The sequence below is a fragment of the Aliidiomarina iranensis genome (assembly GCF_003987135.1).
Classification (GTDB): domain Bacteria; phylum Pseudomonadota; class Gammaproteobacteria; order Enterobacterales; family Alteromonadaceae; genus Aliidiomarina; species Aliidiomarina iranensis.
Genome location: NZ_PIPJ01000005.1, coordinates 1 through 23,318 on the forward strand (window position 1 = coordinate 1; position 23,318 = coordinate 23,318).

A 23,318-nucleotide genomic window follows, 5' to 3' on the forward strand; every position below is an offset into this window, starting at 1 on the left:
TTGTCTGGCGGCCATAGCGACGTGGAACCACCTGAATCCTTTCCGAACTCAGAAGTGAAACATGTCAGCGCCGATGGTAGTGTGGGGCCTCCCCATGCGAGAGTAGGACACCGCCAGGCGCCTATTACGACAAAAACCCCAGCCCGAAAGGCTGGGGTTTTTTCGTATTCAAAGGGCGGTGTTCTACTCTCGAGTAGGGCGGAGCAGGTTCTGAAATTTGTGCCTGTAAATTCTCGTACCGCAACGCTAAAATGTTATGGTTAAGCAATTGTTTATACTCTTCAGTTATACTTTGGTCTGATCTAGTCTTGTTGCATTACCGTTTCTCCTGTTAGATTGAATAAGAAACTAACAAGAAATAAGGGAAACATCATGAAAAGATCTACGATTAGTATAGCTATTGCTTCAATTGTTTCGCTACCAGCAATTTCTTACGCACAAGACAATGAAGCCGAGGTTCAAAGTTCGGAGCCTGAACGTATTCAGGTGATTGGCTCACGATTGAGTGTAAGAACGGCAACAGAGGGTTCAGCGCCTGTAGATATTATTTCTGCTGAAGATCTTGTGGCAGCCGGGTTCACAGAAACAGCTAAAGCATTGCAATACGCTGTGCCTAGCTTTAACTTCCCTAGTTCATCTATTACCGATGGTTCCGATGCGGTACGCCCTGCCTCTCTTCGTGGCTTATCGCCCGACCATACATTAGTTCTAGTAAATGGTAAACGCCGCCATAGTAGTTCGCTTGTTCACCTAAACGGCACTACTGGCCGCGGCAGCTCGAATGCTGATTTGAACGCTATCCCTATTTCCGCAATTAAACGTATCGAAGTGTTACGTGATGGTGCATCAGCCCAATATGGCTCTGATGCGATCGCTGGGGTTATTAACATTGTATTGAAAGACAACGCTCAAGGCGGTGATTTAAATATCAGTGCAGGCCAAACCTACGAGGGTGATGGTGAACAAGTAAAACTACACGGTAGCTTTGGCGTTAACTTAAACGATCGAGGGGCTATTGTATTTTCCGGTGAATACCATGATAAAGGCCGAACAAATCGTGCGGGGCTTGACCCACGGCAACAATATCCGTTGGTAGATGGCGAACTCGATCCGCGAGAAGATACATTTGATCGTAAGAGCCACCATGTTGGCGATGCTGAATTCGAAAACATTGGCCTATTTTTTAATGCTGATTATCAGGTAGGCACAGGTGAACTTTATGCATTTGGTGGTTTTAGCGAGCGAACTACTAAATCTGGTGCATTTTACCGCAGAGCCTTAGATGCACGGAACGTACTAGAAGTATACCCGGATGGATTTTTGCCAATTTTAGCACCGGATACAAATGATATTTCTATTGCCTCTGGCTATCGGTTCGACCTTGGCGATTGGTTCGCGGATGCTTCGATTGTTTACGGTGAAAGTGAATTTAATTATCGGCTTGAGAACTCATTGAACGCCTCTTTTGGCGCCGCTTCGCCCCGTGAATTCGATGCAGGTACTCTGTTACATGATGAATTAAACGTAAGCTTTGAAGTTTCACGTTTGATTGAGTTCTACAATTACTCTGATTTATCTGTGGCACTAGGTGTGAGCTATCGCGAAAACGGTTATCAGATTAAAGCAGGCGAACCAGCTTCTTATGAGGATGGTGGCTTTGATAACCGTGCTGCAGGCAGCCAAGGTTTCACTGGCTTCCGCCCGGATTCTGAAATTAGTGAATCTCGTGATAACACAGGTTTGTATGTTGAATTAGAGAATCAACTTACCGAGAAATTCCAGTGGGCCGCGGCATTACGTTACGAAGATTATTCTGATTTTGGTAATAATACGAGTTGGAAAGTATCCGGCCGTTACGCTATTACTGATGAACTTGCGGTACGGGCTACGGCAAATACTGGCTTCCGTGCGCCGGGCGTCCAGCAATTGTATTTCACAAACATCTCCACTTTGTTTGTTAACCGTGATGGAGAATTAGTTCCTGAGCAATCCGGTACCTTTAACAACCTGAGTGCTGTGGCGCGGGAATTGGAAGTGGGGGCGTTACAGCCAGAAGAATCACAAAGCTTTAGTGCGGGTGTGGTTTGGAATGGTTATAACGGCTTATCGTTGACAATTGATGCTTATCAAATTGAAATCGATGACCGCATTATTTTATCAAGCTCGTTAATTCCAAGTGATTCACCAGCGGTTGCAGATGCGCTAGCCGTAGCCGGAGCGGATAATGCGCGCTTCTTTATTAACGCGGTAGATACCACTACTCGAGGTCTCGATATCGTACTAGCAAAAGAATATGATTTAGCTGAGTATGGTAGCCTGCGTGCACAAGCCGCTTACGGCTATAACGAAACCGATATCGATGCAATCAATCTGCCACAGATTCTAGATGGCTTAGAAGATAAGCTCTTCAATGGCGTTGAGCAAACGCGCATGACCCGATCTGTACCTCAAAATAGCGGTACATTATCGTTTACCCATGATTATGAGAAGCTACAAACGCATTTAGCGTTTAGTTACTTTGGTGATTATATTCTGGAGAATAACGCGGGCACTCAAACTACGTTCGGTGGTAAGTGGATTGCTGATTTGTCGTTCCGGTATCAAGCCACTGATAGTGTAGCTGTGCGTTTGGGCGCACAGAACTTGTTTGATACCTATCCGGATAAGCAATTACCGGAGAACCAATTTAACGGTATTTTCCAATATCCAAATACCAATGCGCCATTTGGATTTAACGGCGGTTACTATTATGCCGAAGTAAGCTATCGCTTTTAAGTGATTGTTAGTAAGTAATCGAAAAGCAGCCTTGCTTTAGCAGGCTGCTTTTTTATGAGAATTTCGCTAAAAATTGGCGAAAAATGCTATTAAACTGAATTATTTCGAAACCAACTTTTAGAAAAAGCTGCACCGCACAACGCCGTAGGCTTATATTTCAACGCCCTTCATGATTTTTCAATTTTGGCACGATACCTGCATATTCATACTTATAAACAGAATGGCTATCTACCAACAAGATTGCCTTTACCTAGGAGTATGAGATGAAAACATTTTTATGGGTGTTGTTAATGATTGCACTGCTGGCACTCTTTGGCCCAACTTTAGTTGGCTTTATAATGAGCTTGCTCGCCGTTGTAGTTGTTCCTTTGTTTGTGATTGCCCTCTTAGCAGGTATTGCCTTTGTGGTGGGCTTAGCGATATTTGGCAGTACAGTTTTAGCGGTAGCAATCGCCTCGGCGGTGCTGGTGTTAGTTGGATTTAGCTTATTCTGGCCTATTCTCTTGATTGCACTCGCTGTGTGGATATTTAGCCGAAACCGTACCCAAGTAGCTTAAAATTCGCTAAAGTGGAGCTCTAAAAATAAATTAGGGGTCCACCATGCGTTACATATATAAGATGTTACTTTTGAGCCTTAGCACCAGCGTTTTGCTATTTGTTTCACCAGCTTTTGCTGAAGTTGAAGTAGAGAGCCTATGGTTGCGGGAGAGTATTCCGGGGCAACCAAATGGCGCTGGGTTTGGTGTGCTACGGAACAGCGGTGAGCAAGATATTCTTTTAATTGGCGCGAGTAGCGATATTGCTGATGATATCGAGATACACCAGCACGTAAGGGAAGGCGAACAAATGCGCATGGAGCAGATGGACGCTTTAGTGGTGCCAGCTGGAGAGAGAGTGACTCTGCAACCAGGTGGTTATCACTTGATGTTAATGCGATTGAATGGGCCTCTAGTAATCGATGAAGAACATGAGCTTGTGCTGATTTTTAGTGATGGTAGTGAAATCAGTTTAACCGCGCCGGTGAAAGCACTCGTTACAAATCATCATGCTAGACACTGATTCCCATAGGCAATATAGTAGCGCCGCGTAATCACGCGCAGGGTGCATAGTTCGCATCAGTTTAATTTTAAAAGAGAGTAGCGGAGATATATGAAAAAGACTTTAGGTATTGTTGTTGCGAGCAGCTTAGCTGTTATATCAATGCCTGCCTCGGCAGATTTTTTATTCAGTTTAGATGCGGAAGCACAATACTGGCAAGCCGATGCAAGCGGCAGCCATGCTGCTGCCCGCACGATGTCGGGCTTTAGCGGCTATGATTGGGATAGTTCGGGACAGCTAGGCTTGTCGGCAACCTTTATTCATATCGTTCCGTTTGTTCCAAACGTAAAGATTGAAACACAAGAATTGAAGTTTACTGGTGATTGGGTGGCCACATCGGATTCGGTAACTGTTGATTTAGGCCATGAAACCTACACGCTGTTTTATGCGCCACTCGATAATGATTTAGTTGAACTTCATGTGGGCGCAAGCCTTAAACAGATCGATGGCTTTATTGCCGAAAACTACGGCATGACAGATCAGCCTTATTGGAAAATTGACGAAGATGTTTTTTCTGCATATCTGCGCGCTGCTGTTGGCTTACCTTTCAGTGGTTTTGCAGTTATTGCTGAAGGGCATTTAGGTACTTTTGGCGATCATGATGTATATGATTTTCAAGGTTCGGTACGCTATCGATTTATTGATAGCCTTACCTTAGATGGGTATGTGAGCTTAGGTTACCGGGCGATGAAAATGGATTTAAAACAGGGTAACGATTTTATTACCAACTATGAGTTCACTGGGCCGTTTGCGAACGTTTCCCTGAGCTTCTAGTTCCTCTTTAGAAAAAAGTTCTAGTTATTTCTTAGAAGCAAAAAAGGCACTTCGTTCGAAGTGCCTTTTTACATCAAATACTCTGTTAGAAATAAGAAATAACAGCATCTGCTTCCATTTGATAACCCACCAATGCCAGATCTGAATCCAGATGCTCTACCTTAATGGTGCCTGTTACCCAAACCGCATCATAGGTAACCGGGTAAGGCACACCTTCAGGAAAGGTAACATGAATTATTTGGTTTGGCGGTGGCGGCGGCACGTGAATGCAGGCGCCGAAATAGGGCACTAAGAGAAACTCGGTAATTTTCCGGTCATCGCCTTCAAGTTGCACAACGTAGCCGGGAATCTTTACTTTTTCGCCATCAAGTTCCGGAACTACAGGTGCATCAAGCTCAGTTTGCACCTGCATATCTGGGTTTTGCTCATAAAAAATAGGATCACGAACGGCCGGCGCTTCCCAATCTGAAGGCTTCAGCTCATTCCATTTTAATTCTCGAACATCCGCCTGTGCTGCAAAAGAGGTAAGGCATAGGGCTGCGATACTTATTAAACCTACTTGCGTGAATAATTTCATTTATACCCTCATGGATAAACCATCGCTCAGCGAATTTCTGTAAGCTCGCCAAGCTGGAATTAAACTAATAAAGAACCCAGCAACAAAAACGATTCCAAGGCGTAGCCATTCGGCACTAGATATACCGCTGAGTTCAACAACAACGCCGAAACTTGCTTGAATCCAAGGCGCTAACATAAAAATGAAGCCATATAACAAGCCAACGCCGGCAGCCATTCCCGCTAAGGTAAGCACCATGGTTTCGCTTACTAACAGTGTGAAAATAGTACCTGGCCCGGCGCCGATAGAGCGCAATACGGCCATTTCCCTGCGGCGTTCACGTAAACTGGCCAATATGGTGGCAAGCATACCGAGCAAGCCTGCTAAAAGTACGAAGCCTGACACTACGGATAATGCCCGCTCAAAGCCACTCAAGGTACGCCAAAGTTCTTGCAAGGTAGAGCCCGGCATAATGGCGGTAAGTGGCTCTTCTCTATAAGTGTTTATCTGGCGTTGCATGAATATTGCCCTGGGCTTACTCTGCAAACCTACCAAGAAGGCGCTAATGCCCGGAATAGGCGGCTGTATTTCATTGCTTGCGCTGTGGTTACGCCCGGCTAAAATTTCGTGCTCGTGCTCAGCGCTATCCCCATGGTCACTATGGCTGCCGGTGCTATGATTGTGAGTATGATGTTCTTCTGCATCATGGCTTTCATGAGTGCCCTCATATTCATTGGCAACAGAGCTTTCATGGTCATGGTTATCTTCGTGGTTATGTTCGTGATTATGCTCGTGATTATGCTCGTGATTATGCTCGTGATTATGCTCATGCCCATTACTGGCATCGTCATGGGCACCACCATGCATAATATCAAGATCGCGAAGGCTTATATAAATTGCTTGGTCAACGGGCGTTCCGGTGCGTTCTAACACGCCGGCGATGTGCATGGGATGATCATCATGCTCATGAAAACTGACACTGCCAGTGCCATGGGCGATCACCAAATCACTACCAACGCTGAGGTTTAGTTGCCGAGCTACTTCAGCACCAATAACAGCTTCGCCGCGTTGAAAGGCCGCACCTTCTGAAAACTGCAGAGGTTGCTGCTGTGCATAACGAAAATGCTGGAAAAAGCTTGGTTCCGTGGCCACCACGGGATAGCCGCGTACGCTATCGCCAAGCGCTATCGGTACACTCCATGCTACTTGGCTGTTGTTGGCCCAGTGCTGATAAGTGTTCCAGGTAATGTTATTGGTTGGATTGCCAATGTGAAATACTGAATAGAGCAATAGATTAACGGAACCACTTCGTGCGCCTACAATCAGGTCTGTGCCGGAAATGGTGTTGGCAAAACCAGAACGAGTTTCTTGACTCACACGCTCAACACCCAAAAGCAACATCACGCTAATTGCGATAGCCATCAAGGTAAGCACCGCATTAGATTTACGGCTAAGAAGGCTCGCGGTTGCAAGTTTAACAATACGCATTAGGCCTCCTTATTTCCGTTATATGCCGCACTATCGTTTAGGTCACTCTCAACGGCAGCATTGGCTATGTCTTTGCTATTGCAGTTAATATCGGCAAGCTGAATGATACGATCGAAGTGATGGCTCAAAGTTGTATCGTGAGTAACAAAAACTAAAGTTATCTTTTGCTGCTCACATTCTTCATTTAATAAATTTAAAAACGTATCGCGCGCATCAGTATCAAGGGCAGAGGTGGGTTCATCGGCAATGATTAATTCGGGCGCTCCAATTAGCGCGCGCGCCGCTGCAACTCGTTGTTGTTGACCAACACTCAAGTTGCCAGCTGGTTTTAACCACAAATCGGCTGCGATTCCCAAACGAGTTAGTAGGCGCTCACTTTCAGCTTGCGCACTGATACTTCTATCAGCTAAACGTTTTGCCCGAGTTTTTGAAAAATCGATCGCCAGCAGCACGTTTTGAATAACGCTAAGATAGGGGAGAAGATTAAACTGTTGGAAAATATAGCCGATGTGGTCAGCTCTAAATTTATCGCGCTTGCGTTGCGATAACTGGCTCAACTCAGCATCAAGAATACTTAGACTACCTGCTTGCACGGAGTGAACACCGGCCAATAATGAAAGCAAGGTTGATTTACCACTGCCGCTTGGCCCACGCAAAAGCACTCGCTCACCGATTTTGATTTCCAGTTCAGCGATATCAATGGTTGGTTGTGATTGACGCGGCCAAGTAAATTGAATTCCTTGGCCGCGTATACACCAAGTAGCCATAGCGCTACTTATTTATTCTCTTGGGCGCGAGCAAACGAAGATTCAATTTCTTCTTTAGCTTCGGCAATATCGCCCCAGCCTTCAACTTTCACCCACTTGCCTTTTTCAAGTTCTTTATAACGCTCGAAGAAATGCGTAATTTGAGCACGAAGCAATTCTGGCAAATCATTCACATCTTCAATGTGATCATATTCTTTGCTTAATTTACTCACAGGAACCGCTACAATTTTCGCATCTTCTCCTGATTCATCGCTCATTTTCAGAACGCCAACTGGGCGACAACGAATTACAGAACCTGGCTGTAATGGGTGTGGAGTAGGTACTAAAACATCAACCGGATCGCCATCAAGGGATAAGGTGTCGTTTACGTAGCCGTAGTTACACGGATAAAACATGGGAGCAGTCATGAAGCGATCTACGAAGAGCGCGCCAGAATCTTTGTCTACTTCATATTTTATTGGATCAGCATTTGCTGGGATCTCAATAATTACATTGATTTCATCTGGCAAATTTTTGCCTGCTGGTACATCGTTCAAGCTCATGTTTCTTTCCTTTGATATTTAAAATAAATTCTTTAGCTGATTATTTTCACTGAGCCGCTGGCAAGGGCTCGCAATTGGCATCGCACGATTATAGCGAACCTTTATGATTTAACTCAAAATAATCAATGTAATATTTTACTGATTTGGCGCATCAGGGCGCTCACATTTAAATTTTTTGTAATAATCCAAGCACATATCAACTTCGTTACGTGAACCCATTAATACGGAAACGCGCTCATGAATGTCGGTTGGCTGTAACGACATAATGCGCTCATAGCCGGTTGATGCTCGACCACCGGCTTGCTCCACCAAGAAGCTCATGGGGTTTGCTTCATACATTAACCGCAATTTACAGGGTTTCTCCGGATTTTTGCAATCAGCCGGATAAGCGAAAATGCCGCCTCGAGATAACACACGATGTACATCAGAAACCATGGCGGCATTCCAGCGCATGTTGAAATTCTTTTTCCGAACACCCTCGGCGCCGAGCAAGAGATCGGCAATATAATTCTCCATGGGGGCTGTCCAGTAACGGCGGTTCGACATATTAATCGCGAACTCTTTAGTATCCTGCGGCACCGTTACTTTATCCACTGTTAGCAAAAATTCGCCTACGGTATGATCTAGGGTGAACATGCGAACACCCTTACCGGTAGTAAGCACTAACATCGTGGATGGACCATACAAAATGTACCCTGCGGCTATCTGCTCATCACCTGTTTGCAAAAACAGTTCCGTGCCTTCAGCGGCATGCTTGGGCTTTTCTAAGATGGAGAAAATCGTGCCAACTGAGCCGTTGATATCAATATTTGAGCTGCCATCGAGAGGATCGTAAGCAACCAAGTATTTTGCATCTGGATTCCCCATAACCACGAAATCTTCTTCTTCAGAAGCCACGGCGTGAACGAGATTAGTTTCCAAGAGCATATTTTTTATTAATTGGTTGGAAACGATATCTAATTTTTTCTGTGTTTCACCCTGGATGTTTTCATCAAGTGTAGAGCCAAGAGTGCCGGCAAGGCTGCCCTGATGAAGGCGGTGAGATATTTCCTTTGCCGCAGTGAGCAAAGTATTGATAACGGAAATTAGGTGTAACGAAACGTGGTCATTGTTCAGAACGGGAATCAAGCGCTGCATGATTAGCCTCTGGTTGTCGTTTAGGTGTTGCCGGAAACGCTCGCAAGTTTACCTTAAAACAATGGCCGATGCCTCCTTTTTGCGCATTGATTATCGATGATATGGTTGATAGCACACAGATGCTTAGAAATAAATGAAGTGGTATGATGAATGGTTATTATTATTTCGTGGAAGCAGCATAGGTAGCTAATGAAGCATATTCATATTCTTGGTATTTGTGGCACCTTTATGGGCGGTATCGCGGCGCTTGCGAAAGCTTTGGGTTATCGAGTAACTGGCAGTGATAGTAATGTGTACCCACCGATGAGTACGCAATTGGAAAATTTGGGTATTGATCTATTTCAGGGCGATGATTTAACGCAACTGCAGGCCACCCCTGATTTGGTTATTATTGGCAATGCGTTGAGCCGAGGAAATCCTGTAGTAGAAGCGGTATTGGCGCAACAACTCCCTTATCAATCCGGCCCGCAGTGGCTCGGGGAAACTCTACTGCGCGAACGCCATGTGTTGGCTATTTCAGGTACCCATGGCAAAACCACAACGGCTTCTATGTTGGTTTGGATTCTCGAGCAAGCGGGGTTGAATCCGAGTTTCTTAGTGGGCGGCGTGGTGCAACCCTACAATGAAACCGCGCGGCTCACCGATAGCCCATATTTTGTGATTGAGGCGGATGAATACGATACCGCGTTTTTCGATAAGCGCTCAAAATTTTTGCACTATTTTAGTAATACCTTAGTAATGAACAACCTTGAATTTGATCATGCTGATATTTTTTCTGATTTAGCGGCAATCCAACAACAGTTTGCTTACGTTTTACGCACGGTACCGAGCACTGGGCAAGTTATTTATCCAGCAGAAAGCAAGGCACTCGCTGAAGTTGTAAATAAAGGCTGTTGGTCGGAACAGGTGCGCATTGGCCACCAAGAGGCATGGAGCAGTGAACTACTAAATGCGGACGGCAGCCGGTTTAGAGTGCTTCACCATGGTGTTGAAGCGGGAACGGTTGAATGGGGTTTGATTGGCCAGCACAATGCAGATAACGGCTTAATGGCCATAGCGGCGGCGGCCCAAGTAGGTGTTACCCCCGAAGAGGCAGCAAGTGTTCTTAGCCGATTTACATCGCCTGCTCGAAGATTACAGCTCCGAGGTGAATGCGCCGGCGTTCGCGTTTATGATGATTTCGCGCATCACCCAACGGCGATCGCTACCACTTTGCAAGCGATGCGAAATCACGTTGGCCCACATGCTAAAATTCGAGCAGTTTTTGAACCTCGCTCAAATACCATGAAAGCCGGGGTACACAAAGATACTTTGGCCGCTGCTTTTGCAGCAGCTGATAGCGTGTATGCTTTACAGCCGGCCGGCGCGGAGGTGCAGCTAGCCGAACAGCTGGCATCGTTGCAAAGCGCAGAGCACGGAGAAGAAGACAAAGAGTATCACCAAGAGCATTCTGTAACGGCAAAATACCTGCCGGTTACCATAAAAGAGCAGGTTAACGAGCTTGCTGATGCGATTTTAAGCGATTTCCAAATAGCCAAAACGCAAACGGCAGCGCAAGCCACAGAAGAACATTGGGTGATTATGAGCAACGGTGCTTTCGGTGGCATTCACCAACAACTGCTCGATAGATTGGCTAATTCGAGTGTTAAACATCCAGAGGGATAGCACTATGACATCATCGCTTACCAGCGGTTCGAAGGGCGCTCATGATGCCTTTCAACAACAAGATAATCGGGTTACGTTGGCCATTACCGGTGCTTCGGGAGCGCCCTATGCATTGCGCTTGCTCGAATGTTTGCTGGCTCAGAATCAGCAAGTGTTATTATTAATTTCCAGTGCTGCTCGGGTTGTGTTTGCTACGGAAGAAAATTTAAAAATACCCGGTTCCCCCGATTCCATTCAAAAGTTTTTTTGTGAGCACTTCAATGTGAGTACTGAACAACTAAAAGTTTATGGCAAAGAGGAGTGGTTTTCGCCAGTAGCTTCAGGTTCAGCTGCACCTAAGCGTATGGTAGTATGCCCCTGCTCAACGGGCTCTTTGGCTTCTATCGCCACAGGGTCGAGCGATAATCTTATTGAGCGTGCTGCCGATGTTGTTCTCAAAGAACGTGGGCAATTAATCATGGTGCCACGAGAAATGCCACTGCATAGCATTCACTTGGAGCACATGCTCACACTCTCACGTATGGGTGTAACCATAATGCCAGCGGCTCCTGGCTTTTATCATCAGCCGCAATCGATCGCGGATTTGGTTGATTTTGTAGTGGCGCGAATTCTTGATCACCTTGGCTTAAACCAACAGCTCGTTAGCCGCTGGGGCTATGATCAGCGCAATAATTAGCGCCATGATTAGCGCCATAAATAATGCAATTCATAATCTTTTTTGTACACCCCATGGGTGTGTACAAAGTTTCGAATTATTAACCGGAGTAGCGCATGACCAATGCACTTGAAATTAAAGGGTTGCGAAAAATTTATCGCGGCGGCCTTGTCGCGTTAAAAGGCTTAGATTTAACGGTTAAAGAGGGCGATTTTTACGCTTTGTTAGGGCCAAATGGCGCCGGTAAATCAACTACCATTGGCATCATTTCATCGTTGGTGAATAAAACCGAAGGTTCAGTGAAAGTTTTTGGTTATGACCTCGATACTCAGATCAACGAAGTGAAAGAACACATTGGCCTGGTCCCGCAAGAATTTAACTTCAATCAGTTCGAAACGGTTGAGCAAATTGTAGTGAATCAAGCGGGCTACTATGGCGTTTCCCGAAAACTTGCACGAGAACGAGCAGAAAAATATTTACGGCAACTTGGATTGTGGGAAAAGCGTGATGAGCGCGGAAGAACGCTCTCTGGAGGCATGAAACGCCGCCTTATGATTGCTCGCGCGCTCCTGCATGAGCCCAAGTTGCTCATTTTGGACGAGCCTACCGCGGGTGTTGATATTGAGTTACGCCGTTCCATGTGGGAATTCCTCACGCGTATTAACAAGCAGGGTATTACCATTATTCTTACCACGCATTATCTGGAAGAAGCCGAAATGCTATGCCGTAATATCGGTATTATCGATAAGGGCGAAATTGTTGAAAACACCACGATGAAAGCACTCCTCGGCAAGCTAAACATTGAAACCTTCGTGCTGGATTTAGAATCTAGTGTGAATGCACCTACTGTTGAAAGCGCCACTATGCGCGTGATCGACGATCACACCATTGAAGTAGATGTGGCGAAATCGGCTGGCTTAAACTCAGTATTTAGTGAACTTTCCGAACAGGGTATTAAAGTACTTTCAATGCGCAACAAAGCAAACCGTTTGGAAGAGTTGTTTGTGAATTTAGTAGAACAAGGCCGTGAAACGAAGGAGCAAGAATAATATGAAAAACCCTATTCATTTCACTGCATTAAAAACTATTTGGATTAAAGAGTGCACGCGCTTTTTGCGTATATGGGTGCAAACCTTAGTGCCGCCAGCCATTACCATGACCTTGTATTTCATCATTTTCGGTAGCCTCATCGGTAGCCGAATCGGTGAAATGGGCGGCGTTACTTATATGGAGTTTATTGTTCCCGGCTTGATTATGATGTCGGTGATTACGAATGCTTATTCAAATGTGGCTGCCTCTTTTTTCAGTGCCAAGTTTCAGCGTAATTTAGAAGAAATGCTGGTTGCGCCTGTTTCGAACATTACAATTATTCTAGGCTATGTAGGTGGCGGTGTTGCTCGCTCCCTAATTGTTGCTGTTATCGTTACTATTGTCTCTGGCTTCTTTGTTGAATTAGATATTCAAAGCTATGGCATGATTATTATCACTGTATTGCTTACTGCCACGCTATTTGCCCTCGGCGGATTGTTAAATGCGATGTTCGCGAAAAGTTTTGATGATATTTCCATTATTCCAACCTTTGTTTTAACGCCGCTTACCTATCTTGGTGGCGTGTTTTATTCGATCACCTTGCTGCCTGATTTTTGGCAGGCGGTTTCGAAAATAAATCCGATTATCTATATGGTAAACGGTTTCCGCTCTGGCTTTATTGGTGTTTCAGATATCGCCCCAACAATAGCCATTGGCGTATTGATTATCTTTAACATCGCTTTTTTCGTGCTCGCTTGGTGGCTACTGCGCCGTGGCACTGGTACACGCACTTAATTGGCTGTAGCGATGGCGAATTCTCGAGTTATCAGCAGCAATCAAGGTTGTGTGCATAGTGATATTCCAAGGTTAGTTGGGAAATACTGGCAAGGCCGCTTTTTGAAGCCTGTGGCGGAACATAGTGCCGAGGCCTTTGCCGAGGTAAACCGAAAATTAACGGATTTCAATGGCCCACTGATTCTTGATTCGTGTTGTGGCGTAGGCGAGAGCACAGCAGAGATCGCCAAGCGAAATCCCCATGCCTTAGTGGTAGGTGTGGATAAATCTGCTCACCGTTTAAGCAAGCATGTCCATCAGAGCCAATCAGGTGAAGGCCAATACTTATTGGTAAGAGCGGATTTGAATGATTTTTGGCGTTTAGCTCGTGAAGCCGAGTGGCAACCGGAAAAACATTTTTTGTTGTATCCGAACCCGTGGCCGAAGAAAAAGCACTTGGGCCGGCGTTGGCATGGCGCACCTGTGTTTCCGGAATTTGTTCGCTTAGGTGGTGCGATTGATCTACGCAGTAATTGGCCGATTTATCTACAGGAATTTGCCTTAGCATTGCGTTGTTGCGGTATCTCCGCCAAGGTGACTAAGCTAGCGGTAGATATTGAGCCGGTAACACCTTTTGAACGTAAATACCAAGCAAGCAAGCAGGAGCTTTGGCAGCTCACTGCCGATTTAGCGGGTGCCGATCTTATTGCCCCTGCGGAATTGGCGCAACTAACGGCGCTAGCAGAAACAGATGCAGATGTGCTAAAGTCTGCGCCTCAAAAAATATGGTCAGGAGATGCGCGTGGCACCTAAAACCACAGCGGAAGTGAGTATGGATGCGCTGTACCGAATCTTCACGGTTCCAGAAGCGCCTGATTCCACACTTGGCAAAATTGAGCAACATCTATCGGAAAATCTCGAAGGTTTCCTTGCTTCGCATATTGTTACGCAAGAACGGCCTTTACACGAGATCGAGCATGATTTTGCCTACAGCGATATCCCTGAACAGCCTGAATTTGTGTCCGATCACACAGATACGCTATTGAAGAAATTAGTTGCGCAATCTGTGCATACCGCATCGCCAAGATTTATTGGCCACATGACATCAGCGCTCCCTTATTTTCTTTTGCCGCTGGCGAAGTTGATGGTGGGGTTGAATCAAAATTTGGTGAAGATCGAAACCTCAAAAGCCTTTACACCCATGGAAAGACAAGTTCTGGGGATGATGCACCATTTGGTGTATGGCGAGAAAAAAGGGTTCTACGATCGTTGGATGCACAGTGCTGATCATTCGCTTGGCGCATTTTGTTCCGGCGGCACCATTGCCAACATTTCTGCCCTTTGGGTTGCGCGCAATAACTTACTAGCGCCTGATGGTGATTTTGCCGGAGTTTCAGCGGAAGGTTTAGCCGCGGGGCTGCAGCATTATGGATACAGCCGCTTAGTGGTATTGGTTTCTGAGCGAGGCCACTATTCTTTGAGTAAAGCTGCCGACGTTTTAGGTATCGGGCGCAAGAATATTGTAAGCGTACCTGCCGATGATAATAACCGAGTGCAAATCAACGAACTGAAGGCCGCCGCTGAGAAAGTAACGCGTGAGGGTGGCCGGGTAATGGCAATCGTGGGGATCGCTGGCACCACAGAAACCGGCCACGTGGACCCACTCAGCGAAATAGCTGAAATAGCGGAAGCTTATCAAGCACACTTTCATGTAGATGCTGCATGGGGTGGGGCAACATTGATGTCTAATACGCACCGAAAGCTGCTTGCCGGCATTGAAAGGGCTGATAGTTTAACCATTGATGCGCATAAGCAAATGTATGTTCCCATGGGAGCGGGCATGGTGCTATTTAAAGATCCTTCATTAGTGAGCGCCATTGAGCATCATGCAGAGTATGTGATTCGCCGCGGTTCGAAAGATTTGGGTAGCCACACGATGGAAGGTTCGCGCCCAGGCATGGCCATGTTGGTTTATTCGGCATTGCACGTAATGGGGCGCAAGGGCTATGAACTTCTGATTGATACTGGTATTGAGCGGGCAAAAGGTTTTGCGGCGTTAATTGAGCAACAAGATGATTTTGAAGTAATCACGCATCCTGAGTTGTGTTTACTTACCTATCGCTATGTACCGGCTGAAATTAAAGCGAGTTTAGCAAACGCAGATGCCGAGCAGATCGCTGCCATCACCCCTCACTTAAATATACTTACACGCTATATTCAGAAAACACAGCGGGAAAACGGCCGCTCCTTTGTTTCTCGTACCAAATTAACCCCACGCCAGTATTTTCGAGAAGGCACTTTGGTATTTAGAACGGTGTTGGCAAACCCTCTGACTACCCATGAGATGCTGGCTAAAATCATTGTTGAGCAACGAGAAATCGCTGCCACAGCACCGTCGCTTCGTAAGCATATTCTTGATGCTGCGGAACGGGTGGGTTTGGTTTCCTCGGCTTAAGCGAGATTAATTTCTAGATTATCTATCAAGCGCGTTTTCCCTAAATAAGCAGCCACCAAGATCACCAGAGCTTTATCTCCAGACGTTGCCGGAGCAAGGTCTTGCTGGCGCCGAATACTCACGTAATCGGGCGTAAAACCAGCTGCTTTTAAGGCTTGTTGGCTCTGCTGTTCAATATGTTTAATGCTATCGCTATCTTGATCAAACGGCTGATCACATTGCTGTAAGCTTTGCTTTGCAGTTTGCATAATGGCATAAATTTTAGCGGCCTGCTGGCGCTGGGCAGCGTTTAAATAACCGTTGCGCGAGCTTAGTGCTAAACCATCTTCGGCACGCTCGGTAGCTACACCTATGATGGTAATGGGGAGAGATAGATCTTCAGCCAGCAAACGAATAACTAATAGCTGCTGGTAATCTTTCTTACCGAATACCGCATAATCAGGCTGCACCATATTAAACAACTTGCAAACAACAGTAGCCACGCCGCGAAAATGCCCTGGCCTTGATGCACCACAAAGCTCATTGCTCAAATTGGGTACTTCAACAAAGGTTTGTTCCTCTAAACCTCGGGGATAAACCACCGATGTACTCGGGGTAAATACTGCATCCGCGCCTGCAGCAAGGAGTTTCTCCATGTCCGCTTGCAGTGTTCTTGGGTAACTATCCAGATCTTCGTTTGCGCCAAACTGTAGAGGATTTACATAGATGCTTACCACTACTTTATCCGCGAGTGTGCGAGCATGCTCCACCAAGCGCAAATGCCCTTGATGGAGATTGCCCATCGTGGGTACAAAAGCAACGCTAGCATTGGTTTGCCGCCAATTCGCACGTGCCTTTCTTAACGCCGTTAAGGTTTCCAGGTGCAACATGTGAAAATTACCCTCAAGAATTAAAGCTGTGTTCTGGCCCTGGGAAAGCGCCGCTGCGAACATCGGCAACATAAGCTTCTACCGCTGCGCTCAAGCTATCGCGGCCCGCTAAAAAGTTTTTGGTAAACTTCGGCAAATAATCAGCATTCATGCCCAGCATATCGTGCATTACCAGAATTTGCCCATCAGTTTGATTGCCAGCACCAATTCCAATCACCGGAATATCGATGGCTTTTGCCACTTTGGCTCCTAGCGCGCTTGGAATACATTCAACTACTAAGAGTTGGGCGCCCGCCGCTTGTAGATCTTGAGCTTGCTTGATAAGTGCCTTGGCGCTGTCGTCATCACGCCCTTGCACTTTATAGCCACCCACTACATTTACCGATTGCGGCAACAAACCTAAATGGGCGCACACGGGAATGCCATTCTGAGTAAGCGCTTGTACGGTTTCTACCAACCACTCGCCACCCTCTAGCTTAACCATGTTTGCCCCAGCGCGCATTAGCTCTGCAGCTTCAAAGCAAGCAGTTGCCGGGTCTGGGTATGTCATGAACGGCATATCGGCAATAACGAAGGCTTCAGGTGCGCCGGCGCGCACACAGCGAGTGTGATAGGCCACTTCAGCTGTGGTTACCGGCACCGTTGAATCCAGCCCTTGCAAAACCATACCAAGAGAATCACCCACCAGCATGACATCAACGCCACAAGCTGCAAATAGTTTTGAAAAGCTAGCATCATAAGCAGTAAGGGCGGTAATTTTTGTTCCCTCTTGCTTCATCTTGAGTAATCCAGCTGTGCGAATACGGCTCATAATAGTTTTGTCCTATACGGGAAGGCTTGAGGCCGGCGCAAGAATTGTTAATCCATTGTCCGGAATAGCATGCGCCAACAACTTTACCGATCTTCCATTGGGAAGATCAAGTTCGGGTGCTAATTCTGCAAGGGGGATGAGAACAAATTCGCGTAGTTCTATACCCGGGTGCGGAACCTGCAACCGAGGATGATCGATAATATTATTATCAATCAAGAGGATATCGAGATCGAGGGTTCTTGGCCCCCAGCGGCGTTCGCGTAGGCGGCCATGTGCATGCTCAATGGCTTGCAGTAAATCTAAAATCGCCAAGGGCTCTAGGCTTGTTGCAAAGCTTGCAACCGCGTTCACATAATCAGGCTGATCTTGTGGGCCCATAGGTTTGCTATGATAGAGCGCAGAATATTGTAACTGATGTATATCTGAGTGTTCGCTCAGCACTTTAAGAGCCGAGGTAATAGCCGCTGCAGGCTCCTGCAAGTTAGCCCCAAGGGCGATATAGCACTTAGCCATTATTATTTTTACGCGGTGCTCTGCGGCGGCGTGGCCGGCGGGTGGGTTTTGCCGCTACGCTTCCTACTTCGCTAGGGTTTTGTTTTTGTAAGTTAGTCCAAAACGCACCCAGTTCTGTTAGTTCTTTATCGTTTTCAACACGCGCCCGCAACAATAAAAAATCGTAGCCTGCGCGAAATTTCGGGTGTGAAAGTAGGCGTATTGCCCGGCGCGGGCTGGTTTGTTGCAAGCGCAGTTGGAGTAGCCAAATATCGCGCATTGGAATACTGAAGCGCTTCGGAATAGCAATGCTGCGTACCTGTCGGGTTAGTGTATCCGCCGCCGCTATCTGCATGGCATCGTAAGGTGGTAGGCCGCTTTCTTGCACAATTTCTTCCGCACGCGCCGACATAGGGTACCAAAGCAAGGCAGCAAATAAGTAAGCTGGATTAACCCCTTTCTCTTCCCTTAATCGCTTATCTGTATCGGCAAACACCTGTGTTGCCATACGATATTCAAGGCTATCAGGCTGCTTTAATACTGATTTCAAAACCGGGAATAAATATTGGAATAAGTTAAGTTCGGTAAGGCGCTCAAAATTAGCTTGTGCACGTTGGTTTAAGAATAACTTGAGGAACTCTTCAAACAACCGAGCAGGCGGAATGTTATCTAACAAATTCGCTAAATTACGAATCGGGGCTTCGGTTTCCTGCTCTAAACGTAAGCCGAGCTTGGTGGCGAAACGAACCGCCCGTAACATGCGAACCGGATCTTCCCGATAACGCTGTTCTGGGTCGCCAATTAATCGGAGTAAACCTTGTTCTAAATCAGCGATACCGTTAGCAAAATCATAAATGGCAAAATCAGCAATTGAGTAATAGAGCGCATTTACCGTGAAATCTCGGCGTTGGGCATCTTCATCAATGGTGCCATAAACGTTATCGCGCAATAACATGCCTTCGTTGTCTTGCTTGGAAACATGCTTTTTTTCATCGCTGTGATTATCGTTGCTATCATCGGCATGATGCCCGCGAAAAGTAGCCACTTCAATAATATCTCGGCCATACACAATATGTGCTAAACGGAAACGGCGGCCAATTAATCGGCAGTTTCGAAACAGCGATTTTATTTGTTCAGGGCTGGCATTTGTTGCTACATCAAAATCTTTTGGCGTAACACCCAGGAGTAAATCACGAACGCAGCCACCTACTAGGTAGGCATCGTAACCGCCTTTATTCAACCGGTAGAGAACCTTGAGCGCATTTTCAGAAATATCCTTGCGGGAAATAGGATGCTCTGACCGCGGAATTTTAATGGGCTGTGGTAGTGTTTTGCCTGGTTTTATCGCGGTTTTCCCCGGAAAAACTTTTTTAGCAAATGTTGCGAGTTGCTTAATAATTGCCGTGCTCCTCATAGACCTAGGCGATGTACAATTTGCCAGCGATTTTAACCTAATTTTTCCAGAGGGGCTACGTATTCAAGCCCGTATCTCGAGCTAGTTCGCTGAATTTAACCTGTTTTCCCGCCAACTTTCCGTTGCTGCGGCTAAATATGCTGAGATCGATTCAAAGTTACTAATATCTGGAAGCGTTAATCCTAAGGCTTGGGTAGCGGCGGCTAAATTCGCTTTAGCTTCTTTGTTGCCGAGTGCCTGCGCATGGTTTTGTTTGCTCAACTTGCGGCCATCTTCACCGAACACTAAGGGGAGATGGCCAAGGCGTGGCAGGGGTTTGGCTATGTTTGTAGCGGAATCCAATGAGGTATTAGCGTGTTGTAACTGATTGAATTGTTGCCACAGGGTGAGTTGCCAACCCGAAGCATGGAGTAAATCTTCGCCGCGCACAATATCGGTGATACCGCTCGCGTAATCGTCGCTCACAACAGCCAATTGATAAGCCCAGAAGCCATCGCGGCGGCGTAAAACAAAATCTTCGGCAGCTTGTGCTGGCGCTAATTCAACTCGACCATGCCACCGATCGTGCAAGTAGCGTATTGGATTCTCATTAATTAGGCGTACAGCAGCGCCTTCTGCGCCACGCTTAAGAAAACGGCAATGCCCATCATATTGCTCACCCCGAGCTTTGATTTCAGCTCGCGTGCATGTGCAGCAATAACTAAGGCTCTCGGCACTTAAACGCGCCAACCAATATTCATAGCGCTCACTGTTTTGGCTTTGCCAAGACACGGTTTCGTCCCACAGCAGCCCGTGCGCTTCGAGTTGCTGCAAAATAGTATCGGCGGCACCGGGAATTTCCCGCGGGGGATCGATATCTTCAATACGAACGAGCCACTTGCCTCTGTGAGCGCGAGCATCCAAAAAGCTTCCAAGGGCAGCTACTAGAGAACCTGCGTGAAGGGGACCGGAAGGGCTAGGGGCGAAACGGCCACGGTAACTTCTAGGGTAATCGTTTAGATTAGCGCCTAGTTCATCGCTTATATTAGCGTTTTGTTCATCTAACGATGAAGAGTTACGCTGGCCACTTGCGCCCGAGGTGTGCGATGCTGAGTGAGTTTCTTCGGTTGCCATTAAAGATTACTTGTAGCGGTTAGGCACTATTTTGTACCTCAATAGTTCGTACCGCAAACGGGATCGGTTAAGAACCCCGCATCTGCTTTTCGCGAATTTCAGCTAAGCTTTTGCAATCAATGCAAAGATCAGCTGTTGGCCGCGCTTCTAACCGCCGAATACCAATTTCAACACCACAGGATTCGCAGTAACCAAAATCGTTGCGCTCAATGAGCTCTAAAGTTTTTTCAATCTTCTTAATTAACTTACGCTCGCGGTCTCGAGTACGCAGTTCAATCGCGAACTCTTCTTCTTGCGCTGCGCGATCAACTGGATCCGCATAATTTGAAGCTTCTTCCTTTAAGTGGCCCACAGTGCGATCAACTTCGGCACGAAGTTGCGCTCGCCAGGTTTCCAAAATGCGGCGAAAATGGCTGAGTTGAGCCTCGTTCATATATTCTTCGCCATCTTTTGCTTGGTAAGGCGCTATTTCAGCCTGTGCAAGCACCCCATGCGCTTTCTTTTCCTTAGCCGCATCAGACATGTTTTCTATCCTCCAGGAGGCGATACCATCCTATAATTGAGCCCACTTCGTAAAAACGATGGGCATGTATATCAGAAAAAAATAAAGCGCGCAATTTAATCGCCGAGCCCTTAGGTTGGGTTGCGAGCCATGTTTTTCAAGGTTACTTTTGCAAATAACTACCGGTACAGGAAATTTCTTTCTCATTCACTTGAAAATAAACTTCTAATACTTTCACACCAGCTTGCTTCGCTTGTTGCATGAGTTCCGCATATTTCGGATCAATGTTTACTGCCGGAAGCACAGAATGGATCCCTGAATGTAAGATTGCATACGCCAAAACGGCCCTATGCCCTTGTTCTTTCATTTGTATGAGTGCCTGCAAATGCTTTCTTCCGCGAATTGATACTGCATCGGGAAAATAGCCTTGCTTATCGGCAAGCAAAGTTACAGATTTTACTTCAATATAAGTATCAGGGATCTCGCCGCCAGTTAGTTTAATATCAACGCGGCTATTTTCGGCGTACTTTACTTCTCGTTTTAACGTGGTGTAGCCCACAAGTGGCGTGAGTGCGTTTTGTTGTAAAGCCTCGGAAACGAGTTGATTGGCGCGGCCGGTATTCACACAGATCCAATGGTTATCGGTGGTGTGAGTAAGTTCCCAAGTATTGGGGTATTTTCGTTTCGGGTTATCACTGGTGCTAAACCATACTTCACTGCCAGGTTCAGCGCATCCTGTCATGGCGCCAGTGTTTGGGCAGTGAATCGTGATGATTTCACCTTGTTCGGTTTCTACATCAGCTAAGAAACGTTTGTATCTTCGGTGTAGAATAGCGCGCTGTAGTGGGGGATCAAATTGCATCGTTGGTTGGTTTCCCGTTACAGTATAGAGAGAGTATAGAAAGTGTTTAAAAAGAAATTCAGCACTTATTTTTAAAAGATGGCAACATACGCGGAGAACATTATTATGTCTAGTGCAGTACAGGTTCATTTAACGCAAACCCCAGCCCCAGCAAACTACCGGGATAACAGCCGCTGCTATCTTACCGATTCAGGTATGCACATTGTATTACAAGGTGAAGAAGAGTTATTACTCCGCAGTATTCAAAAAGCTGGGCGTAAGCTCGATCAGCTCGGAATCACTCAAATCGCACCTACCGGTGATGGCTGGACACTCGATCGCCAATGGGCGCTAGCTCAAGGATTCACTGATACTCAAAACACCAATCATGTAGAATTCTTGGAAGCCGATAAACCGCAATTACAGGCGATTACCGATGCGGTTCGTTGGAGCCGAGAATTAATCAACCTGCCTTCGGCGGATATGTATCCGGAAGAACTTAGTGAACGAGTGGTTGAAAAGCTCGTGCAAGCTGGCGGTAAGCATGTGCAGTACCGCATGATCGTGGGCGATGATTTATTGCAAGAAGGGCGTTTTGGTATTCACACCGTAGGCCGTGCAAGTGCGCGTAAACCGGTGTTATTGGAGCTTGATTATAATCCAACAGGCGATGCTGAAGCGCCCGTTGATTTTGCCTTGATTGGTAAAGGTATTACCTTCGATACCGGCGGCTACAGTATTAAAAGTAATGAAGGCATGGTGGCCATGAAGTGTGATATGGGTGGCGCGGCCACGGTTTCGGCGGCACTTCTATTGGCGATTAAAAATGGCCTGAATAAGCGCGTGCAACTATTGCTTTGCTGTGCTGAAAATATGATCGATGGTACGGCGTATAAAAACGGCGATATTATTACCTACAAAAATGGTGTGTCGGTTGAAGTGGTGAACACGGATGCGGAAGGCCGTTTAGTGTTAGCCGATGGTTTACTGCGTGCCGGTGAATTAGGCGCTAAGAAAATTATTGATGCAGCAACGCTAACAGGTGCCGCGCAAGTGGCTGTGGGCACGGAATACAATGCTTTGTTTAGTGTTGATGATGGGTTTGCAGATTTTGCCTTGCAGGCAGCGAAAGCTGAAGCAGAGCCTTTATGGCGTTTACCGTTAGCGCCATGGCATCAAGAAAACTGCCCTTCAGCGTTTGCAGATACGGCGAATAGCAAGCCTATTAAAGGTGGTGGTGCTGGTGGCGCAAGCAACGCAGCGGGCTTTCTGTTACGCTTTGCTCCAAATAATGGTAGCGGTTGGTTGCATTTCGATTTGGCTGCAGCTTATCAAGGGAATGCGAATGGCCTCTGGGCCGCTGGCGCTACCGGGATCGGCGTGCGTAACATTGCAAAGATTCTAAATACTGCCGAGTAATCAAACTGCCGATTATTTTTATGGTTTACGGTGTGGTGCCTCGGGTGCCCACCGTTTTCATCGCTGAGTTATTCAGATCAAACGCGGTTATTTGCTGTTTTGATCCTTTGTTTAGGGCGCATCCGTTTGCCAATAAAATTGC

Annotated in this window: 22 protein-coding genes, 1 rRNA gene and 1 pseudogene; 12 read left to right on the plus strand and 12 right to left on the minus strand. The window is 46.5% G+C overall.

Annotated features, from left to right (window positions below; genetic code table 11):
• Positions 1–3: 3 nt before the first annotated feature.
• From rrf to CWE08_RS07710, 5 genes are all read left to right on the plus strand, one after another.
• Positions 4–119: ribosomal RNA gene (gene rrf / locus CWE08_RS07690) — 5S ribosomal RNA — on the plus strand.
• Between the two features lie 253 nt (positions 120–372).
• The gene (locus tag CWE08_RS07695) at positions 373–2,775 is read left to right on the plus strand and encodes a TonB-dependent receptor plug domain-containing protein (protein WP_126767279.1); all 2,403 of its coding nucleotides are present in this window, start codon (positions 373–375) and stop codon (positions 2,773–2,775) included.
• 263 nt (positions 2,776–3,038) lie between these two features.
• Positions 3,039–3,332 (plus strand): hypothetical protein, encoded by a 294-nt coding sequence (locus CWE08_RS07700; protein WP_126767281.1) that lies wholly within the window; start codon positions 3,039–3,041, stop codon positions 3,330–3,332.
• Between the two features lie 43 nt (positions 3,333–3,375).
• Complete coding sequence (locus CWE08_RS07705) at positions 3,376–3,834, plus strand: copper chaperone PCu(A)C (protein ID WP_126767283.1); 459 nt, start codon at positions 3,376–3,378, stop codon at positions 3,832–3,834.
• Between the two features lie 90 nt (positions 3,835–3,924).
• A complete protein-coding gene (locus CWE08_RS07710) occupies positions 3,925–4,647 on the plus strand; it encodes a TIGR04219 family outer membrane beta-barrel protein (protein WP_126767284.1) in 723 nt (240 codons plus the stop codon).
• 85 nt (positions 4,648–4,732) lie between these two features.
• Here the strand turns inward: CWE08_RS07710 and CWE08_RS07715 are convergent, their stop codons facing one another.
• From CWE08_RS07715 to CWE08_RS07735, 5 genes are all read right to left on the minus strand, one after another.
• Positions 4,733–5,224, minus strand: a complete 492-nt coding sequence (locus CWE08_RS07715) for a DUF3299 domain-containing protein (RefSeq protein ID WP_126767286.1) — start codon at positions 5,222–5,224, stop codon at positions 4,733–4,735.
• Positions 5,225–6,691 (minus strand): ABC transporter permease, encoded by a 1,467-nt coding sequence (locus CWE08_RS07720; RefSeq protein ID WP_126767287.1) that lies wholly within the window; start codon positions 6,689–6,691, stop codon positions 5,225–5,227. It abuts the gene before it with no gap.
• Complete coding sequence (locus CWE08_RS07725; RefSeq protein ID WP_126767289.1) at positions 6,691–7,458, minus strand: ABC transporter ATP-binding protein; 768 nt, start codon at positions 7,456–7,458, stop codon at positions 6,691–6,693. The genes CWE08_RS07720 and CWE08_RS07725 overlap by 1 nt, the downstream gene beginning before the upstream one ends.
• Positions 7,459–7,466: 8 nt before the next feature.
• On the minus strand, positions 7,467–8,000 hold the full coding sequence (gene ppa, locus CWE08_RS07730) for an inorganic diphosphatase (protein WP_126767290.1): 534 nt from the start codon (positions 7,998–8,000) through the stop codon (positions 7,467–7,469).
• Positions 8,001–8,135: 135 nt separating this feature from the next.
• Positions 8,136–9,137 (minus strand): class 1 fructose-bisphosphatase, encoded by a 1,002-nt coding sequence (locus CWE08_RS07735; RefSeq protein ID WP_126767292.1) that lies wholly within the window; start codon positions 9,135–9,137, stop codon positions 8,136–8,138.
• A 189-nt stretch (positions 9,138–9,326) separates the two neighbouring features.
• On the opposite strand from CWE08_RS07735, the gene mpl reads away from it, so the two are divergent.
• The 6 genes and pseudogenes from mpl (at position 9,327) to panP (ending at position 15,715) form a co-directional block, all read left to right on the plus strand.
• Positions 9,327–10,802 (plus strand): UDP-N-acetylmuramate:L-alanyl-gamma-D-glutamyl-meso-diaminopimelate ligase, encoded by a 1,476-nt coding sequence (gene mpl, locus CWE08_RS07740; protein WP_126767293.1) that lies wholly within the window; start codon positions 9,327–9,329, stop codon positions 10,800–10,802.
• 4 nt (positions 10,803–10,806) lie between these two features.
• Complete coding sequence (locus CWE08_RS07745; RefSeq protein ID WP_126767295.1) at positions 10,807–11,478, plus strand: flavin prenyltransferase UbiX; 672 nt, start codon at positions 10,807–10,809, stop codon at positions 11,476–11,478.
• A 95-nt stretch (positions 11,479–11,573) separates the two neighbouring features.
• The gene (locus tag CWE08_RS07750) at positions 11,574–12,506 is read left to right on the plus strand and encodes an ABC transporter ATP-binding protein (RefSeq protein ID WP_126767296.1); all 933 of its coding nucleotides are present in this window, start codon (positions 11,574–11,576) and stop codon (positions 12,504–12,506) included.
• 1 nt (position 12,507) lies between these two features.
• A complete protein-coding gene (locus tag CWE08_RS07755; RefSeq protein WP_126767298.1) occupies positions 12,508–13,281 on the plus strand; it encodes an ABC transporter permease in 774 nt (257 codons plus the stop codon).
• A 12-nt stretch (positions 13,282–13,293) separates the two neighbouring features.
• Positions 13,294–13,950: pseudogene (gene trmB, locus CWE08_RS07760) on the plus strand (tRNA (guanine(46)-N(7))-methyltransferase TrmB); the annotation flags it as partial.
• A gap of 106 nt (positions 13,951–14,056) precedes the next feature.
• Positions 14,057–15,715 (plus strand): pyridoxal-dependent aspartate 1-decarboxylase PanP, encoded by a 1,659-nt coding sequence (gene panP, locus CWE08_RS07765; protein WP_198677110.1) that lies wholly within the window; start codon positions 14,057–14,059, stop codon positions 15,713–15,715.
• On the opposite strand, the gene panC is transcribed toward panP, so the two are convergent.
• The 7 genes from panC to sfsA all read right to left on the minus strand — a co-directional run bounded on the left by panC (position 15,712) and on the right by sfsA (position 21,778).
• Positions 15,712–16,584, minus strand: a complete 873-nt coding sequence (gene panC / locus CWE08_RS07770) for a pantoate--beta-alanine ligase (protein WP_126767302.1) — start codon at positions 16,582–16,584, stop codon at positions 15,712–15,714. The two genes, panP and panC, sit on opposite strands and share 4 nt — an antisense overlap.
• Positions 16,585–16,597: 13 nt before the next feature.
• A complete protein-coding gene (panB, locus tag CWE08_RS07775; RefSeq protein WP_126767304.1) occupies positions 16,598–17,395 on the minus strand; it encodes a 3-methyl-2-oxobutanoate hydroxymethyltransferase in 798 nt (265 codons plus the stop codon).
• A gap of 12 nt (positions 17,396–17,407) precedes the next feature.
• A complete protein-coding gene (folK, locus tag CWE08_RS07780; protein ID WP_126767305.1) occupies positions 17,408–17,908 on the minus strand; it encodes a 2-amino-4-hydroxy-6-hydroxymethyldihydropteridine diphosphokinase in 501 nt (166 codons plus the stop codon).
• Positions 17,901–19,301 (minus strand): polynucleotide adenylyltransferase PcnB, encoded by a 1,401-nt coding sequence (gene pcnB / locus CWE08_RS07785; RefSeq protein WP_126767307.1) that lies wholly within the window; start codon positions 19,299–19,301, stop codon positions 17,901–17,903. The genes folK and pcnB overlap by 8 nt, the downstream gene beginning before the upstream one ends.
• A gap of 81 nt (positions 19,302–19,382) precedes the next feature.
• Complete coding sequence (gluQRS, locus tag CWE08_RS07790; RefSeq protein ID WP_126767308.1) at positions 19,383–20,414, minus strand: tRNA glutamyl-Q(34) synthetase GluQRS; 1,032 nt, start codon at positions 20,412–20,414, stop codon at positions 19,383–19,385.
• 67 nt (positions 20,415–20,481) lie between these two features.
• Positions 20,482–20,937, minus strand: coding sequence for an RNA polymerase-binding protein DksA (gene dksA, locus CWE08_RS07795; protein WP_126767310.1), 456 nt, complete (start codon positions 20,935–20,937; stop codon positions 20,482–20,484).
• Positions 20,938–21,079: 142 nt separating this feature from the next.
• The gene (gene sfsA / locus CWE08_RS07800) at positions 21,080–21,778 is read right to left on the minus strand and encodes a DNA/RNA nuclease SfsA (RefSeq protein ID WP_126767311.1); all 699 of its coding nucleotides are present in this window, start codon (positions 21,776–21,778) and stop codon (positions 21,080–21,082) included.
• Between the two features lie 105 nt (positions 21,779–21,883).
• On the opposite strand from sfsA, the gene pepB reads away from it, so the two are divergent.
• Positions 21,884–23,176 (plus strand): aminopeptidase PepB, encoded by a 1,293-nt coding sequence (gene pepB / locus CWE08_RS07805; protein ID WP_126767313.1) that lies wholly within the window; start codon positions 21,884–21,886, stop codon positions 23,174–23,176.
• Positions 23,177–23,318 lie beyond the last annotated feature (142 nt).

What these genes read in the sequence shown, in the direction of transcription:
- CWE08_RS07695 (WP_126767279.1), top strand. Translation starts at nt 373, where the DNA reads ATGAAAAGATCTACGATTAGTATAGCTATTGCTTCAATTGTTTCGCTA.
- CWE08_RS07705 (WP_126767283.1), top strand. Translation starts at nt 3,376, where the DNA reads ATGCGTTACATATATAAGATGTTACTTTTGAGCCTTAGCACCAGCGTT.
- pcnB (WP_126767307.1), bottom strand. Translation starts at nt 19,301, where the DNA reads ATGAGGAGCACGGCAATTATTAAGCAACTCGCAACATTTGCTAAAAAA.
- CWE08_RS07710 (WP_126767284.1), top strand. Translation starts at nt 3,925, where the DNA reads ATGAAAAAGACTTTAGGTATTGTTGTTGCGAGCAGCTTAGCTGTTATA.
- CWE08_RS07750 (WP_126767296.1), top strand. Translation starts at nt 11,574, where the DNA reads ATGACCAATGCACTTGAAATTAAAGGGTTGCGAAAAATTTATCGCGGC.
- panB (WP_126767304.1), bottom strand. Translation starts at nt 17,395, where the DNA reads ATGAGCCGTATTCGCACAGCTGGATTACTCAAGATGAAGCAAGAGGGA.
- CWE08_RS07715 (WP_126767286.1), bottom strand. Translation starts at nt 5,224, where the DNA reads ATGAAATTATTCACGCAAGTAGGTTTAATAAGTATCGCAGCCCTATGC.
- mpl (WP_126767293.1), top strand. Translation starts at nt 9,327, where the DNA reads ATGAAGCATATTCATATTCTTGGTATTTGTGGCACCTTTATGGGCGGT.
- folK (WP_126767305.1), bottom strand. Translation starts at nt 17,908, where the DNA reads ATGGCTAAGTGCTATATCGCCCTTGGGGCTAACTTGCAGGAGCCTGCA.
- CWE08_RS07755 (WP_126767298.1), top strand. Translation starts at nt 12,508, where the DNA reads ATGAAAAACCCTATTCATTTCACTGCATTAAAAACTATTTGGATTAAA.
- dksA (WP_126767310.1), bottom strand. Translation starts at nt 20,937, where the DNA reads ATGTCTGATGCGGCTAAGGAAAAGAAAGCGCATGGGGTGCTTGCACAG.
- ppa (WP_126767290.1), bottom strand. Translation starts at nt 8,000, where the DNA reads ATGAGCTTGAACGATGTACCAGCAGGCAAAAATTTGCCAGATGAAATC.
- sfsA (WP_126767311.1), bottom strand. Translation starts at nt 21,778, where the DNA reads ATGCAATTTGATCCCCCACTACAGCGCGCTATTCTACACCGAAGATAC.
- pepB (WP_126767313.1), top strand. Translation starts at nt 21,884, where the DNA reads ATGTCTAGTGCAGTACAGGTTCATTTAACGCAAACCCCAGCCCCAGCA.
- CWE08_RS07700 (WP_126767281.1), top strand. Translation starts at nt 3,039, where the DNA reads ATGAAAACATTTTTATGGGTGTTGTTAATGATTGCACTGCTGGCACTC.
- CWE08_RS07735 (WP_126767292.1), bottom strand. Translation starts at nt 9,137, where the DNA reads ATGCAGCGCTTGATTCCCGTTCTGAACAATGACCACGTTTCGTTACAC.
- panC (WP_126767302.1), bottom strand. Translation starts at nt 16,584, where the DNA reads ATGTTGCACCTGGAAACCTTAACGGCGTTAAGAAAGGCACGTGCGAAT.
- panP (WP_198677110.1), top strand. Translation starts at nt 14,057, where the DNA reads ATGCGCGTGGCACCTAAAACCACAGCGGAAGTGAGTATGGATGCGCTG.
- CWE08_RS07720 (WP_126767287.1), bottom strand. Translation starts at nt 6,691, where the DNA reads ATGCGTATTGTTAAACTTGCAACCGCGAGCCTTCTTAGCCGTAAATCT.
- gluQRS (WP_126767308.1), bottom strand. Translation starts at nt 20,414, where the DNA reads ATGGCAACCGAAGAAACTCACTCAGCATCGCACACCTCGGGCGCAAGT.
- CWE08_RS07745 (WP_126767295.1), top strand. Translation starts at nt 10,807, where the DNA reads ATGACATCATCGCTTACCAGCGGTTCGAAGGGCGCTCATGATGCCTTT.
- CWE08_RS07725 (WP_126767289.1), bottom strand. Translation starts at nt 7,458, where the DNA reads ATGGCTACTTGGTGTATACGCGGCCAAGGAATTCAATTTACTTGGCCG.